A 13331-nucleotide genomic window follows, 5' to 3' on the forward strand; every position below is an offset into this window, starting at 1 on the left:
GATTTGGCATTCCTGGATTTACTATCATCTTTCACCAAACTGTGATGTCACCCACTCACAGGTGTTTTCCCATTCTTTGAGATTGTGCGCAATGTAATCTTCAACGTCTTGAATGAGCTCAGGTATTTTTTTTGCATCATCCAAACCAACAGACTCAGTTAACTTCAGGTTGATTCGTCGGTAATTTTCACCAAGCAGCATCTGACATGTTTGCCCAGGTAATTCATCTTGTACATCAAAGAGCATCGTAAAAAGAGGTGTTTTGGTTGCTGGGCTTTTTGGATCAAGATCAATGATCCAACTCAGGGCTCCCCAATGCTCCCCTTTTGGAATGTTACTTTCCGTATATCCTGTCCCAAACGAAAGGAGAGCCACATCTTCCCGAGCTTCTAAGCTTGCATAAGCAAGAATTGACGGATCATTTGCTGCCATTCCTCCATCAACATATCCCTGGTAAGAGGGAAAGTAGGTTGGTGCCGCAGAGGACCGCATCATGGCATCGATAAGTGATACATCTGTTTGATTTGTCATCACAACCGCTTCCCAGCGATGTAGCTTCACATTATCGAGGTTGACCGCTGGAATCACAATTTGCTGACGTAATTGACTTAAAGCAATCGTTGGATCTGCCGATTGGGACTGGAAAGCGCTTTGCAAAGCATCGTAGAGATTTTGGCTGGAAAACCGCGCTTTGAGACCCAAGAACTTGTCAATGATGTCGTGATTCTCTGAAAAAATCCCCTGACTCTTCTGCAAATAGAAATTGACAATCTCTTCCGATTTCATTCCAACAGCAAGTGCCCCTGCAATGATAGAGCCAGTTGAAGTTCCCGCTAATAGATCGGTTTTCTCAGCAAGTCTGATTCCAGTTACCTCTTCTAGTTTTTGCAAAAAGTAGGCAGGAATCACTCCCCGAATGCCTCCACCATCAAATGATAGAATCTTTTTACCCATGAGCCTTACCCATTTATTTTCACGTTAGGGTGTGTATTCAATTAAAACAAGTTGAAGAAAGGCCTTCCAATGAGATAATTTCTACTCTCCTGATGTAGGCAGCACAGTGTAATTGATTACATGCCCTAGTGCTCCATAACAAAAAATTCTATAGCTAATTTGATCCAGATTTTCGCTGAATTTTTCTCTCCCAAAATCGACCACATTGTCCATGCGACAAGGGGAGATTTTAAGAGGGGAAAAGGCACTGAAAAGATGGTTAAAGTAGCTGTAGAATTTTTTGTTATGGAGCACTAGTGCTCTGTCTCAAAAATTCTTCATCGAAAGTGAGCCAAATTTTGAGCGCAATTTGCTTTATCAAAATTGAGAACATTGTCAATGTGACAAGGCGAAATTTTGATAAAGCAAAGGGCCCCAAAAGATGGATTAATAGCGGTGAAGAATTTTTGAGACAGAGCACTAGTATAAATGGATCTTCTCAAGTAAAATGGCCGTATGGATATCACTAGTTTACAGCATCCTTACGTGAAACATCTCGTTAAGCTCCGCATAAATCGGAAGTATCGATACGAAAAAAATGCCATCTTTATTGAAGGAAAAAAACTCCTTTCTGAGCTGAGACTTCCTCTCAAAACACTCATCGTGCGCGAAGGGGAAGAGACCTCACTTCAAGCCGCAACTACCTATTATGTCCCCTCGAACGTGTTTGAAAAAATCTCAGGCGTTCAAGCTCCCGAAGGGATTGCTGCTGAAATCGATATGCCTCCCTTTGCCGACTTATCGCAAAAAAAGCGCGTTCTTGCCTTGGATCAGATAAACGATCCTGGAAATTTAGGAACACTGATTCGCACCGCACTCGCCCTAGGTTTTGACGGAGTCTTTCTCACTGAAAATTCTGTCGATCCTTACAATGAAAAAGCCTTGCGCGCTGCAAAAGGAGCCACCTTTAAAATCCCCCTTCAAATAGGTGATTTAGAAACTTTTGCAAGATCCTTTCACCTCTATATCGCCAACCTCGAAGGCGCCCCCTTGCCCACCGTCACTTTTCAAACTCCTGCCATCCTCCTTCTTGGCAATGAAGCTCAAGGGATCTCAAAGGAGATGCAGAAAAACGGCATCTCCGTTACCATTCCAATTATGAATCAAATGGAATCGCTCAATGTTGCCATTGCTGGCAGCATCTTGATGCACGCAATGTTATGCCAAAGTTCGACGACTTCTTAGATTACGAAGAGAATTACTTCTCTCAAGGACAAAAAAGAGCTAGCCGCAAAGAGCGGAGCCTCTCCCGCTCAAAGGACCGCTCGAAATATAAAAAAAGCGATCAAGATAAGCTCAAAAAACAGCTTCAATCCGAAGAGCCGCCACTCGGAGCAAACTTTCTTCGCGGCCGGGTCCTTTCGATCAATTCTGAAATGATCACCGTCCTTTCCAATCACGAAACCTTCATCTGCACCCTCAAAGGAGTCTTGAAAAAAGAGAGGACTCGTCAAAAAAACCTCATTGCTGTTGGAGATTGGGTCCACTTTGAGAAAAAAAGTATCGACTCTGGGGCCATTTCCCACATTGAAAAACGGTCTTCTTTTCTCGCCCGTGCTGACAATCTCTCTCGTCGTAAAAAGCAACTTCTTGCCGTCAACATCGACCAAGTTTTCATCGTCATGTCTGTGTGCACTCCCCCTTTCAAACCACTCCTCATAGACCGGTACATCATCGCTGCGAAAAAAGGAAATATGCACCCGATCATCCTCATCAATAAAGTCGACCTCCTCGACGACCCACCTCCACACATTCAACCTAGTGAAGTCGAAGAAGAAAAACGTCTTCTCGCCGACTTCGAAAAAGCTTACGCCGATCTTGACATTCCCATTCTCAAGCTGAGCGTCTCCACCGGACATAATCTCGAGAAGCTCAAAGCCCTCATGCAAAACAAAGCCTCCGTCTTTTCCGGCCAATCAGGTGTTGGCAAGTCCTCTCTTATCAACGATGTCTTAGGAATCGATCTCGCCATCGGCGACGTCGTGCAAAAAACGCGTAAAGGCTCGCACACCACCACCATGGCTGAGCTTCTTCCTATTGAAGGAGATGGCTTTTGTATCGACACTCCTGGAATCAAAAGTTTTGGTGTTTGGGACATCACCCCAGAAGAGATTTCCCACTTCTTTTCTGACTTTCACCCATTTGAAAGCCAATGTAAGTTTCCCAACTGCACCCATCTTCACGAGCCCGACTGCGCTATCAAAGCTGCGCTCGAAGAAGAAAAAATCCATCCCTTGCGCTACGCTTCCTATTCCACCCTCATGAGTGAAGAACCTCCTAAAGACTGGGAATAATTATAATCGGTACTTTTGCTGAAGAGAAGGGCCAAATAGTCCTTTTCGATGTAAAAATAGGTGAGAGAAACCCAGAGCTCAGGTTTATAGATCTAGCCCTTCTAGAAAATGGCGTCCATTTCGAATTTCAATCCCTTCTTCGACTTTTTCACGTTTTAGCTCTTTGACAAGTTGCATTGCCGGCAATTGATATTTCTGTTTGAAGTAGCGTAGACCACTGCCAACTTGTGTATGACTATGCTTCACTTCGATCATCTTCTCAATCTGGTCCTCAATCACCAAAGCAAAATCAACTTCTTGCCGCTCCTTCGTTTGTAAATAGCGGAGCGCAGCATTTTCTCCATGGTAATCAATTCTTGCATGAACGTGCTTTAGTAAACATCCTGCAACAAAATTTTCAAACTTAATGCCCTGATCTCCTTTCACGAGCACTGTATCAAAAAAATAGATCTTCGGCTCTTTAAGGATACTCCGGGCAATACTTCGTGAAAAAGGGGTCACTTTAAAAACGATGTAAAGTGCCTCCAAAATTTGGATGTACTTCTTGACAGTATTTGGTGAAATCGCAACATCTTCTGCAAGAGACGTGTATGAAACAGGAGACCCTACTCGATCACGCAGCAATTCGAAAAGAAGACGAATGGCATTTAAATTATGAATATTTTCAAAATCAAGCACATCAATTCGAAGTAAACTGTCTACGTATTGTTGGCGCCAACGCTTTGCGTCTGTGCTGTTTTCAGCAAGAAACGGTTCGGGGAATCCCCCCCTTTCTAAAAAATGATCAATTGAATAATCAACCCCCGCTTTCTTACATTCCACAGGAGATAAAGGAAAAAGGCGATGAAGAAAATAACGCCCTGCAAGAGAATCTCCCACTTGTTGGAAGATTTCTAAACGGGCGCTTCCCGTAACTAGGATCTTTTGATGCGGCTTTTTTGTATCGTAGACACCTTTGAGATAGCTTTTCCAGTTAGGCATCTTGTGGATTTCATCTAAAATGATAAGCTCGACTGAAGGAAGCCATGCCTCTTCAAGAATCATACGACGATCTTCTAAATGATCATATGTTAGACAAACTGACGAGTCAAATTCGTCAGCTATTTCCTTGGCAAGGGTCGTTTTCCCCGCTTGACGCGGTCCAGCCAAAAGAACCATTTTCTTTTGAAGATCTCGCCGAATAAGTGCTTTTTGTACTCTTTCCATACCTGACTATTTTGCACTGAATTGCGGAATAGTCAAGACTATTCCGCATTCAATTGCAGAATAGTCAGACTATATAAACATAAATAACTGAATTAAAAACATTTAAATTTTTTGCGGTTTTAAAAAAAAGTCTGCGCTATAGTGAGGCAAACAGGAGCATTTCATGAGCAAGATTAAAAAGGTCCACGCAAGAGAGATTCTAGACTCACGAGGGAATCCCACATTAGAAGTCGACGTCATCACTGAAGAAGGAATCCTTGGACGGGCCTCAGTCCCATCGGGTGCCTCCACAGGGGCAAACGAAGCTCTCGAAATGCGCGACAAAGACCCCAACCGCTATGATGGGAAAGGTGTTCAAAAAGCTGTCCAAAATGTGATCGGACCTTTAAATCGCCTCCTCAAAGGAATGTCTGTCTTCAACCAAACCCACATTGACCATCTCATGATCGAAGAAGATGGCACCGAAAATAAATCTTCATTCGGTGCCAACGCCATCTTAGGAGTTTCCCTTGCCACTGCCCGCGCCGCTGCCCTCTCTCATCAAGAGCCTCTTTACCGCTACATCGGAGGATCTCACACCAACCTTCTTCCCAAACCGATGATGAATATCATCAACGGAGGCGAGCACGCCGATAACTCTCTTGACTTCCAAGAATTCATGATCCGCCCCATTGGTGCACCAAACTTTGCCGAAGCCCTCCGTTGGGGAGCAGAAACGTTCCATGCACTCAAACGGCTGCTCAAAGGTGCTGGACATGCTACATCTGTTGGCGACGAAGGAGGCTTTGCCCCCAATCTTACATCCGATGAGGAAGCCATTTCTTTTATTTTAAAAGCGATTGAAGAAGCAGGCTATAAACCCGGCGTCGATATCACCCTAGCCATGGACTGTGCCGCCTCTGAATTCTATATCGATGGAAAGTACATCGAAAAGAAAAAGAAAGCTGCCAATCAAGACTACAAAAAACGGTCTGCCGAAGAGCAGGTCACTCATCTCGAAGCCCTCTGTTCCAAATACCCTATAGACTCCATCGAAGATGGGCTTGCTGAAAACGACTGGGAAGGGTGGAAAATCCTTACTCAGCGGCTCGGCTCAAAAGTGCAACTTGTTGGTGATGATCTCTTTGTTACCAACACAAAATTCCTCCAAAAAGGGATCGATCAAAAGGTAGCCAACGCCATTCTCATCAAAGTGAATCAAATCGGCACTCTCACAGAAACCCTTGAGGCCATTGACTTAGCTAAAAAACATGAATACAAAACAATTATTTCCCACCGCTCAGGGGAGACTGCTGATACTTTTATTGCAGATTTAAGCGTCGCAACACGCGCTGGCCAAATCAAAACTGGTTCGCTATCTCGCTCAGACAGAGTCGCAAAATACAACCGTCTACTCGTGATCGAAGAAGAGCTGAATTCGGAAGCCTCTTACTAAATACTATTCAGCGAAAGAGCCATCATCTTGCCATTGCATAAAAAAACTCGTCCAGCTATGGAAGAGACTAGAATTAATAACCCATGTGACGACCAAGGGATGCTCAGATGGATTTTCGATTTTTTTCAGGTATGCACGACCAATACTGCCGCATACTTGAAAAAAGTAGGGACGGTTTTGGTCGTGCAAACGTGGGAAAAAGAAAAAGCTCAGATGAGTATGCATAGGTCGTCATCTGGGTTAACATGTAAAAGGAAACATGCGACAAACAGTGGCTCTTTTCGGCGAAGCTGAAAGAGGGAGTCTAGCGACTCTTCTTTCCATCAAATCGCTGACCCAGCTTAATGAACAGCTTGGCCATCCGCCCGACCAAAGCCGCGGACTCTTTTTTGCTATTCAGTTTTTGCTCTATGAACACGACATTATCTACGTCCGAGTTAAAGAAGAAGGGTTCAGCACCAAAGATTACCTCAAGGGAATGAAGCAACTCCTGAACAAAAAGCAAGTTGCAAAACTTTCAGGTATTTGCCTCCCAGGTGTTGGAGACGCACGGATCATCGATGCTACTGCTCCCGTTTGTGAAACGCATCAATGCTTTATGGTCACAACAGAGCAAGATCTGTACGACTACTTAACCTCTCTTCAGCTTCCTGCAATTTAACAATCGTGCTATAGTCTTCTCCATCATTAAAGACGGAGGTAGCGTCATGAAAAAGTGGATCTTTTTTTCCTTACTAAGTCTCACACTTACTGCATTTGCAAATGGACCATTTGTGATCGATCACAATGACATTCCATCTTTTCAAAACAATGGGAATACCTTAAAAGGGATTGCAACTGCGCATATGGGCATCGGAACACATGAAGTTTGGAAAAGCAGTATTGCTCCAGGATGTTGCACTCCCAAACATCAACACGACGCCGAAGAAATCACAATCTTCTTCAAAGGAAAAGGGAAAGCTGTCATTGGAGAGGAAGTGATCTACTTTGAAGCTCCTTGTACACTTATCCTACCTCCCTTTATTGACCATCAAATTTTTAATACTGGAGATGAGCCCACTGATCACATTGCAATCTTGCAAATTGGTTCAAAGATCGTCAATGCTGAAGGGCAAGAAATGCGTCTCCCGTGGAGATAATTTAAAATTTTCTTGTCTAGTTTTTTAAGCTTCAGGAGGATATCCTATTAATCCGATTCTAAAACCTTGTAGACAATCGCAAGAGATGACGCTATCGCATAGGCCTTGCTGCGCTTTATCTCCTCTATAAGGTGGTCAACTACGCATCAAACTACTGGGAAGAATCAAAATCATTAGGATAAAAAACATGCATATTGATGACGCTTTACAAAAACATCTTCCTACAAAACTTGCTGAAACATTCAAATCAGCTGTTTCAGATCGCTCAGTTTTTCTTCAGGGAGTTAATTACGAATACGAAGGTAAAACTTGGAATATACGTCTTGCAGTAGACGAAGAAAAAGGGCTTTTTATCAGAACAAATTCTCTTCAAGCCCTCTTTGGAGATTACTACTTCGGACAGACAAGAAAATCCCCTGATGGAATAGCTCAAGTCAAACTTTACCAAAAGAAATTTCAATACATGGACAGATCCAAATCAGGATCAGGATCCGATGGAAGTGGCACTTGGCCAATAAAATTTAAGCATGACTTCTTTGAAGACAAAACCTATGAAATTCTGACAAAGGGGACAAAGGTTTCAGATGTAGAGACACCTAAAACAACTGCAACAATCGTCGACTACGTTAAAGACTTCTTCACATCTTGTCCCGATCTCCTACCTGAAGCTAGTCCTGAACTACCCGATGTTACAGTAGCCCCAAGCATACCTACAGAAGGAACCTCCTCTTCGAAGTCTCACCTTATTTTCAAAGCCATCATAGGACTCGCAGTAGTCTATCTCCTCTACAAGGTTGCTGGCCATGTATCAAGCATTTGGAAAGAGTCTAGTCAAACAACTTTTGAAGTCGTTTGAGTATAAATCCGTCACTTGGATGATAACAATTCTTCAAGGAATTCCGGCAATTTAGAAATAAGATAGAAAGGAACCGACAAAACTCCGTCCTTAAAACTCAGAATTGCCTCGGAAATATGGACACCAAGTGGGGCTTTTTTCATTATCATAAACTGTCGAAGCGAACGTAGCTTCCCCGTGGGCCCGGCTTTCACTTCAACAGGGATGATCTGCTCTTCGTTGGTTACTATGTAATCCACTTCTGCATCACTTCCTACTTTTTCATTTTGCCAATAAAAAAGCCCTTCTAGTTTGTGTGGATCAGAATATGCGATGAGTTCTTGACCAACAAATTGCTCCGCTATAGCTCCTCGATTGATTTGGATGAGATCCTTTGCATAAACTTTTTCAGGAGCGATCTGAAGAGCATGCTGAACCAACCCTACATCTAAAAATAAAAGCTTAAACCGGTTTTGTTTAAGTTGCGCAGAAAGTCGAATTCCACTAGCTGCTGAAGCATAAACAGGTTTAAAAAGCCCTGCCCACTCAAGGTGATTCAGTGCATCTTTTAGCTCTCTGGATCGGACATGAGGATTTATTTTCGCATACTTGAACTGTTGTGCAATGAGAGGAAAAATTCCACTAAAGAAGATTTTGAGGTAGTTTTGTTCTGCAGGAGTGGCATATTTAGAAAAATCGGCAACATAAGTTGAAAGAAGAATTTCATGAATTCGGCCTGTCTCCTCAAAAGACAACGTCTCATTAAATGTCGACGCCGCAGCTGGCATTCCTCCAATTAGAAAATACTCTCTCACTTTTTGGATCATTTTCCGATGTTCATCCATACTAAGAGAATCTGATATCGAACACTTTGGTAACTTCTCACCTCGGCCTAATAAGTACTCTTCGAATGAAAGTGGGTGTAAATATAGGAACTGGATACGTCCTACAGGAAAAGAAAACTTTCCTTCTTGAATTGCAAACTCAAGCAGAGAGCCTGCAGCAATGACGTGAAGATCCCCCATTTTCTCTTTGAAATAACGGAGTGCTAAAATCGCTTTTGGGCACGCCTGGATCTCATCTAAAAAGAGAAGCGTTTCACCTGGAACGATTCTAGCTTTTAGAATCGATTGTAAACGGGCTACAATCTCGACAGGATCTAAAGAACCAAAACAAGCGAATGCTTCAGGTTGAGCTTCAAAATTGACCGAAACAAATGAAGAAAAGGTTTCTTTGCCAAACTTTTCTACAAGATAGGTTTTCCCAACTTGCCGCGCACCACGTAAAATCAAAAGAAAGCGTACCTTTGAGCTTTTCCACTTAAGCAGTTGATTTTCAAGAGACCGCTTCATTATCTCCAGTTTTTTGGCTATTTTATACCCCTTATTTTAACCAAACAAATGAAGAAAATCAACGATCTATCTCTAAGCCACTCTTTTGTAAGAGCTAAAGAAAGTTCTTTTCCCTCCCATGAAACTCAAACCACTTATGACGCTCCAAAACCATGTTGCATCGGAAGCCACATCATTTTCAAAATTTGAGCTTAACCGAAATAAGTTGATAGACCTTCTTGGGTAGGCTGCATCGACTTATCTCCGCTCTTCCAGTTTGCAGGGCACACATCACCGTGCTTTTCATGGAAGATAAGAGCATCAATCACTCGGAGCGCTTCATCAACTGAGCGACCAATTGGCAAATCATTGATGAGTTGATGGCGAATGATCCCTTTTTTATCGATGAGATAAAGCCCGCGAAAGGCAATCCCTTCGGCTTCATTCAGAACATGAAAGTCTCTTGCAATTGACTTGTTGAGATCAGAAACGAGCGGGTATGTCACTCCTTCAATGCCCCCCTTATTTTTTGGGGTGTTGACCCATGCAAGGTGAGTGAAGTGACTATCAACAGAGCACCCAACAACTTCGGTTTCACGTGCGTGAAAATCCTGAAGTCTATCTTGGAATGCATGAAGTTCTGTTGGACAAACAAAGGTAAAATCTAATGGGTAGAAAAAAAGCAAAACATGTTTATTCGTATACATATCGAGTGAAAAGTCATCGATGAATTGCCCATTTGCAACGGCTTTAGCTTTAAATTGGGGAGCTTTTTTCCCGACTAGTAAACTGCTCATGGTAACCTCCTAAAGTTCTATTGTTTTAGTATACAAAGCTGAGGGGATTAACTAAAGAGTTCCTTTGCGTCGGAAAGCCAAGGTTCAGCGCCGATTGTCGTTGCTGGTCCGTGCCCTGGATAAACGCGGGTCTCAGGAGGGAGTTTAGCGAGTTTTTTGAGGGATTCCCACATTGCTTCAGAATCAGCCATTGGGAAAGAAAGGTTACCTATCGAACCTTTAAACAGGGTGTCGCCTGAAATCAAAACTTTTTCTTGTGGAAGGTAAAAACTCACCCCACCAGGTGTGTGTCCAGGCGTGTGAATCACTTCTATCTCTAATGTACCGACTTTGAGTTTTTGACCTTCTTCAAAGAAATGATCTGGCTCAACTCCATCGATGGCAAACATGAGCGGGAGCCCATCACTCCCCGGTTTACGCATGTTGTCTGCATCGGTGGGATGAATGTAAAGCTGAAGCTCAAGCAATTTTTTGAGCTTTGCAACATCACCAATGTGATCCCAATGAGAATGCGTTAAAAAGATCGCTTCTATCTTTAAATGATGTTTTTTTGCTGCATTCAGCAAGGCTTCTGCGCTGTCGGGAGCAGGATCGATGAAAATCCCCGTTTTGGTTTTCTCACAGCCAAGAAGGTAAGCATTTGTTTCAAAAGGGCCTGAAGGGAAGACTTCCAGAATCATGAGACGCCTTGGGGCTTAAGTTGCACCGGAGAGGACTCGAACCTCTAACCTCCTGGTCCGTAGCCAGGTACTCTATCCAATTGAGCTACCGGTGCTCAAGGTTTTCCATCATCGCTGAAAATGCCGTTTTTCAGCAAGTGGTAAAACACAGTTTATGCTATCCTTTCAACCTGAGTTATGGATTTATTTTGCTTATTAACAGGAGAGAGTTCTCTTAAATTCTCTGCAATTTTGACGAAGAGAAGGTCCAAATGGTCCTTTTCGAGAAAAAAGGCTAAGAAGAAAGAGAAAACCCCCTGAGAATAAGTGCAATAAACCCAGAACTCAGGTTTTTAGTTATGACAATCGATTGGCATGAGCAATGGGCGTTGCACGCCCCAGATTTTCACGAAGGTTTCGTCCATGTGAAACCCTTTGGTTTTCGTCTCAAACCAGGCCCTGGATTTGGGGACTTGTCTCATTCCACAACACGACTGATACTGGAAATGCTCCCCCGAAAAATTTCTGTGCCTGTAGTTGATATCGGTTGTGGCAGTGGTGTCTTATCCCTTGCAGCCCACTTTGCCGGCGCTCCTGAAGTCTATGGCATCGACATCGATGAAGAAGCAATTCAGCATGCAAAAGAAAATGCAAAGCTCAACAATGTTTCCCTCTTTTTTGGCAAAACCCTGCCAAAGATCCCAAAGACATGCTTGGTCCTCATGAATATGATCTCTTCCGAACAACGCATCGCGTGGGAAACGCAAAAAGAGCTCCATCCTCATGTCGAAGAAATGATTGTGTCTGGAATTCCAGTTGATGAACAGGATCGGTTTTTAGCAGCGAGCCCCTACGGAACACTTATTTCAATGAAAGAACTAGAGGGTTGGATTGCATGCAGATACACTCAAACAACTTTAAAAACAGGAGCAGCATGAGGCTGCTCCTTAGATGAGTTACATCATCCCCATGCCTGGCATACCGCCCATGCCACCCATTCCGGGCATGCCGCCCATACCACCCATGCCGCCAGAAGCTGCATCGGATTTTGGTTGAGGCTTGTCGGTAATCATACATGCGACTGTAATGAGTAGGCTTGCGATCGAAGAGGCGTGTTTAAGTGCGCTCTTTGTCACGAGGACAGGATCGATTACCCCTGCTTTGAGTAAGTCTTCAAATGTGTCGGTCAAACCGTTGTAGCCAAATGCGCCTTTCCCTTCGAGAATCTTCTCAGCAATCATATTGCCTTCTTTCCCACAGTTCGTTGCAATGGCAATAGCAGGTGCATAAGCAGCCTTACGGATGATTTCGACACCAGTCTTTTCATCTCCTTTTAGATCGAGATGATCGAGTGCGCTAATCGCTCGGAGAAGGGCTACACCGCCTCCAGGAACGATTCCATCGATAACAGCAGCTCGCGTCGCATGCAAGGCATCTTCGACACGGGCTTTTTTCTCTTTCATTTCGGCTTCAGTTGCTGCACCAACGTGAATCACAGCAACACCACCAGCAAGTTTTGCTAAGCGATCTTCTAAGTTGCCCCGGTCGTATTCTGAGGTGGTGTTTTCAAGTTCGTAACGAATTTCTGCAACACGTTTTTGAACCACTTCCTCAGCACCTTGTCCATCGATTAGAGTGGTTTCTTCTTTACCCACTTTTACAGTTTTGACAAATCCGAGAACTTCTGCACCGACTTCTTGGATATCGAGACCCACTTCATCCGAAACAACTGTAGCACCTGTAAGGGCTGCAATATCTTGGAGGATAGCTTTGCGCCTGTCTCCAAATGCTGGCGCTTTCACAGCGCAAACAGGAAGACCTGCTTTCAGCTTGTTTACAACAAGCGTTGCTAAGGCTTCGCCTTCGACATCTTCAGCAATGATAAGAAGTGGACGTTGTCCCCCTTCCATCACTTTTTCAAGAATTGGAACGATGTCTTTGGCATTTGAAATCTTTCTGTCTGTCAAAAGAACATAAGCATTTGAAAGCTCTGTTGTCATCTTTTCTGGATTCGTTACGAAGTATGGTGATAGATACCCTTTTTCAAACTGCATTCCTTCGACAACATCGAGAACTGTTTCAATTCCCTTTGCTTCGGCAATTGTGATCGTTCCATCTTTACCCACTTTTTCCATCGCTTCAGCAATGATTGTTCCAACATCTGGATCATTGTTGGCTGAGATGGTTGCCACTTGATTGATTTCTTCTGGTTTACTCACTGGTGTTGCAAGTTTATCAAGTGCTTCGATGATGCTTTGAACTGCTTTATCGATGCCCCGCTTAATACTCATCGGATTGCCACCAGCAATCACGTTTTTGACACCTTCTTTGAAAATGGCTTCAGCCAAAACAATTGCTGTTGTCGTTCCATCACCGGCAACATCAGATGTTTTAGAAGATGCCTCTTTCACGAGTTGTGCACCGATATTTTCAAACTTGTCTTTCAGCGCGATCTCTTTTGCGACAGTCACACCATCTTTTGTTGAAAGAGGAATTCCCATTCCTTTATTAATGACAACATTGCGGCCTTTCGGACCTAATGTGACGATGACAGCTTTTGCAAGTGTCTTCACCCCTTTTAGGATCGACTTGAGTGCTGTTTCATTAAATTGTAACATTTTTGCCATTGCACATTCCTCTCT

General features: G+C 43.4%; 14 protein-coding genes and 1 tRNA gene. 7 read left to right on the top strand and 8 right to left on the bottom strand.

Annotated features, from left to right (window positions below; genetic code table 11):
* Positions 1 to 24: 24 nt before the first annotated feature.
* Positions 25 to 954, bottom strand: a complete 930-nt coding sequence (locus tag SNE_RS11345; protein ID WP_013944586.1) for a patatin-like phospholipase family protein — start codon at positions 952 to 954, stop codon at positions 25 to 27.
* 495 nt (positions 955 to 1449) lie between these two features.
* On the opposite strand from SNE_RS11345, the gene SNE_RS11355 reads away from it, so the two are divergent.
* Both SNE_RS11355 and rsgA read left to right on the top strand, forming a co-directional pair.
* On the top strand, positions 1450 to 2178 hold the full coding sequence (locus SNE_RS11355; protein WP_013944589.1) for a TrmH family RNA methyltransferase: 729 nt from the start codon (positions 1450 to 1452) through the stop codon (positions 2176 to 2178).
* Positions 2154 to 3287 (top strand): ribosome small subunit-dependent GTPase A, encoded by a 1134-nt coding sequence (gene rsgA / locus SNE_RS11360; protein ID WP_013944590.1) that lies wholly within the window; start codon positions 2154 to 2156, stop codon positions 3285 to 3287. The genes SNE_RS11355 and rsgA overlap by 25 nt, the downstream gene beginning before the upstream one ends.
* Before the next feature lie 84 nt (positions 3288 to 3371).
* On the opposite strand, the gene SNE_RS11365 is transcribed toward rsgA, so the two are convergent.
* Positions 3372 to 4493 (bottom strand): ATP-binding protein, encoded by a 1122-nt coding sequence (locus SNE_RS11365; protein ID WP_013944591.1) that lies wholly within the window; start codon positions 4491 to 4493, stop codon positions 3372 to 3374.
* A gap of 163 nt (positions 4494 to 4656) precedes the next feature.
* On the opposite strand from SNE_RS11365, the gene eno reads away from it, so the two are divergent.
* Positions 4657 to 5928: a phosphopyruvate hydratase gene (eno, locus tag SNE_RS11370; RefSeq protein ID WP_013944592.1), complete on the top strand. Its 1272-nt coding sequence runs from the start codon at positions 4657 to 4659 to the stop codon at positions 5926 to 5928.
* A 3-nt stretch (positions 5929 to 5931) separates the two neighbouring features.
* Here the strand turns inward: eno and SNE_RS11375 are convergent, their stop codons facing one another.
* Positions 5932 to 6153, bottom strand: coding sequence for a hypothetical protein (locus SNE_RS11375; protein WP_013944593.1), 222 nt, complete (start codon positions 6151 to 6153; stop codon positions 5932 to 5934).
* Between the two features lie 34 nt (positions 6154 to 6187).
* Here SNE_RS11375 and SNE_RS11380 point away from each other — a divergent pair, with 34 nt between their 5' ends.
* The 3 genes from SNE_RS11380 (at position 6188) to SNE_RS11390 (ending at position 7923) form a co-directional block, all read left to right on the top strand.
* Positions 6188 to 6589, top strand: coding sequence for a hypothetical protein (locus SNE_RS11380; protein WP_013944594.1), 402 nt, complete (start codon positions 6188 to 6190; stop codon positions 6587 to 6589).
* A 46-nt stretch (positions 6590 to 6635) separates the two neighbouring features.
* Complete coding sequence (locus SNE_RS12490) at positions 6636 to 7067, top strand: cupin domain-containing protein (RefSeq protein WP_013944595.1); 432 nt, start codon at positions 6636 to 6638, stop codon at positions 7065 to 7067.
* A gap of 187 nt (positions 7068 to 7254) precedes the next feature.
* A complete protein-coding gene (locus SNE_RS11390) occupies positions 7255 to 7923 on the top strand; it encodes a hypothetical protein (RefSeq protein WP_013944596.1) in 669 nt (222 codons plus the stop codon).
* Positions 7924 to 7934: 11 nt separating this feature from the next.
* Here SNE_RS11390 and SNE_RS11395 read toward each other — a convergent pair whose 3' ends face one another.
* From SNE_RS11395 to SNE_RS11415, 4 genes are all read right to left on the bottom strand, one after another.
* A complete protein-coding gene (locus SNE_RS11395; RefSeq protein ID WP_013944597.1) occupies positions 7935 to 9254 on the bottom strand; it encodes an ATP-binding protein in 1320 nt (439 codons plus the stop codon).
* A gap of 191 nt (positions 9255 to 9445) precedes the next feature.
* On the bottom strand, positions 9446 to 10030 hold the full coding sequence (locus SNE_RS11405; protein ID WP_013944599.1) for a peroxiredoxin: 585 nt from the start codon (positions 10028 to 10030) through the stop codon (positions 9446 to 9448).
* A gap of 47 nt (positions 10031 to 10077) precedes the next feature.
* Entirely contained in the window at positions 10078 to 10710 is a 633-nt protein-coding gene (locus SNE_RS11410; RefSeq protein WP_013944600.1) for an MBL fold metallo-hydrolase, read from the bottom strand.
* A 21-nt stretch (positions 10711 to 10731) separates the two neighbouring features.
* Positions 10732 to 10805: transfer RNA gene (locus tag SNE_RS11415), tRNA-Arg, on the bottom strand.
* 243 nt (positions 10806 to 11048) lie between these two features.
* Between SNE_RS11415 and SNE_RS11420 the strand changes: the two genes are divergently transcribed.
* The gene (locus SNE_RS11420; RefSeq protein WP_013944601.1) at positions 11049 to 11627 is read left to right on the top strand and encodes a 50S ribosomal protein L11 methyltransferase; all 579 of its coding nucleotides are present in this window, start codon (positions 11049 to 11051) and stop codon (positions 11625 to 11627) included.
* Positions 11628 to 11645: 18 nt separating this feature from the next.
* Here the strand turns inward: SNE_RS11420 and groL are convergent, their stop codons facing one another.
* Positions 11646 to 13316 carry a chaperonin GroEL gene (gene groL, locus SNE_RS11425; RefSeq protein ID WP_013944602.1) on the bottom strand — a complete coding sequence of 557 codons (1671 nt, stop codon included), beginning with the start codon at positions 13314 to 13316 and terminating at the stop codon, positions 11646 to 11648.
* Between the last annotated feature and the right edge of the window lie 15 nt (positions 13317 to 13331).

This window comes from Simkania negevensis Z (assembly GCF_000237205.1).
Lineage (GTDB): Bacteria > Chlamydiota > Chlamydiia > Chlamydiales > Simkaniaceae > Simkania > Simkania negevensis.

Coding starts and splice junctions, on each gene's coding strand:
- SNE_RS11345 (WP_013944586.1), bottom strand. CDS start 954: ATGGGTAAAAAGATTCTATCATTTGATGGTGGAGGCATTCGGGGAGTG.
- SNE_RS11355 (WP_013944589.1), top strand. CDS start 1,450: ATGGATATCACTAGTTTACAGCATCCTTACGTGAAACATCTCGTTAAG.
- rsgA (WP_013944590.1), top strand. CDS start 2,154: ATGCCAAAGTTCGACGACTTCTTAGATTACGAAGAGAATTACTTCTCT.
- SNE_RS11365 (WP_013944591.1), bottom strand. CDS start 4,493: ATGGAAAGAGTACAAAAAGCACTTATTCGGCGAGATCTTCAAAAGAAA.
- eno (WP_013944592.1), top strand. CDS start 4,657: ATGAGCAAGATTAAAAAGGTCCACGCAAGAGAGATTCTAGACTCACGA.
- SNE_RS11375 (WP_013944593.1), bottom strand. CDS start 6,153: ATGCATACTCATCTGAGCTTTTTCTTTTTCCCACGTTTGCACGACCAA.
- SNE_RS11380 (WP_013944594.1), top strand. CDS start 6,188: ATGCGACAAACAGTGGCTCTTTTCGGCGAAGCTGAAAGAGGGAGTCTA.
- SNE_RS12490 (WP_013944595.1), top strand. CDS start 6,636: ATGAAAAAGTGGATCTTTTTTTCCTTACTAAGTCTCACACTTACTGCA.
- SNE_RS11390 (WP_013944596.1), top strand. CDS start 7,255: ATGCATATTGATGACGCTTTACAAAAACATCTTCCTACAAAACTTGCT.
- SNE_RS11395 (WP_013944597.1), bottom strand. CDS start 9,254: ATGAAGCGGTCTCTTGAAAATCAACTGCTTAAGTGGAAAAGCTCAAAG.
- SNE_RS11405 (WP_013944599.1), bottom strand. CDS start 10,030: ATGAGCAGTTTACTAGTCGGGAAAAAAGCTCCCCAATTTAAAGCTAAA.
- SNE_RS11410 (WP_013944600.1), bottom strand. CDS start 10,710: ATGATTCTGGAAGTCTTCCCTTCAGGCCCTTTTGAAACAAATGCTTAC.
- SNE_RS11420 (WP_013944601.1), top strand. CDS start 11,049: ATGACAATCGATTGGCATGAGCAATGGGCGTTGCACGCCCCAGATTTT.
- groL (WP_013944602.1), bottom strand. CDS start 13,316: ATGGCAAAAATGTTACAATTTAATGAAACAGCACTCAAGTCGATCCTA.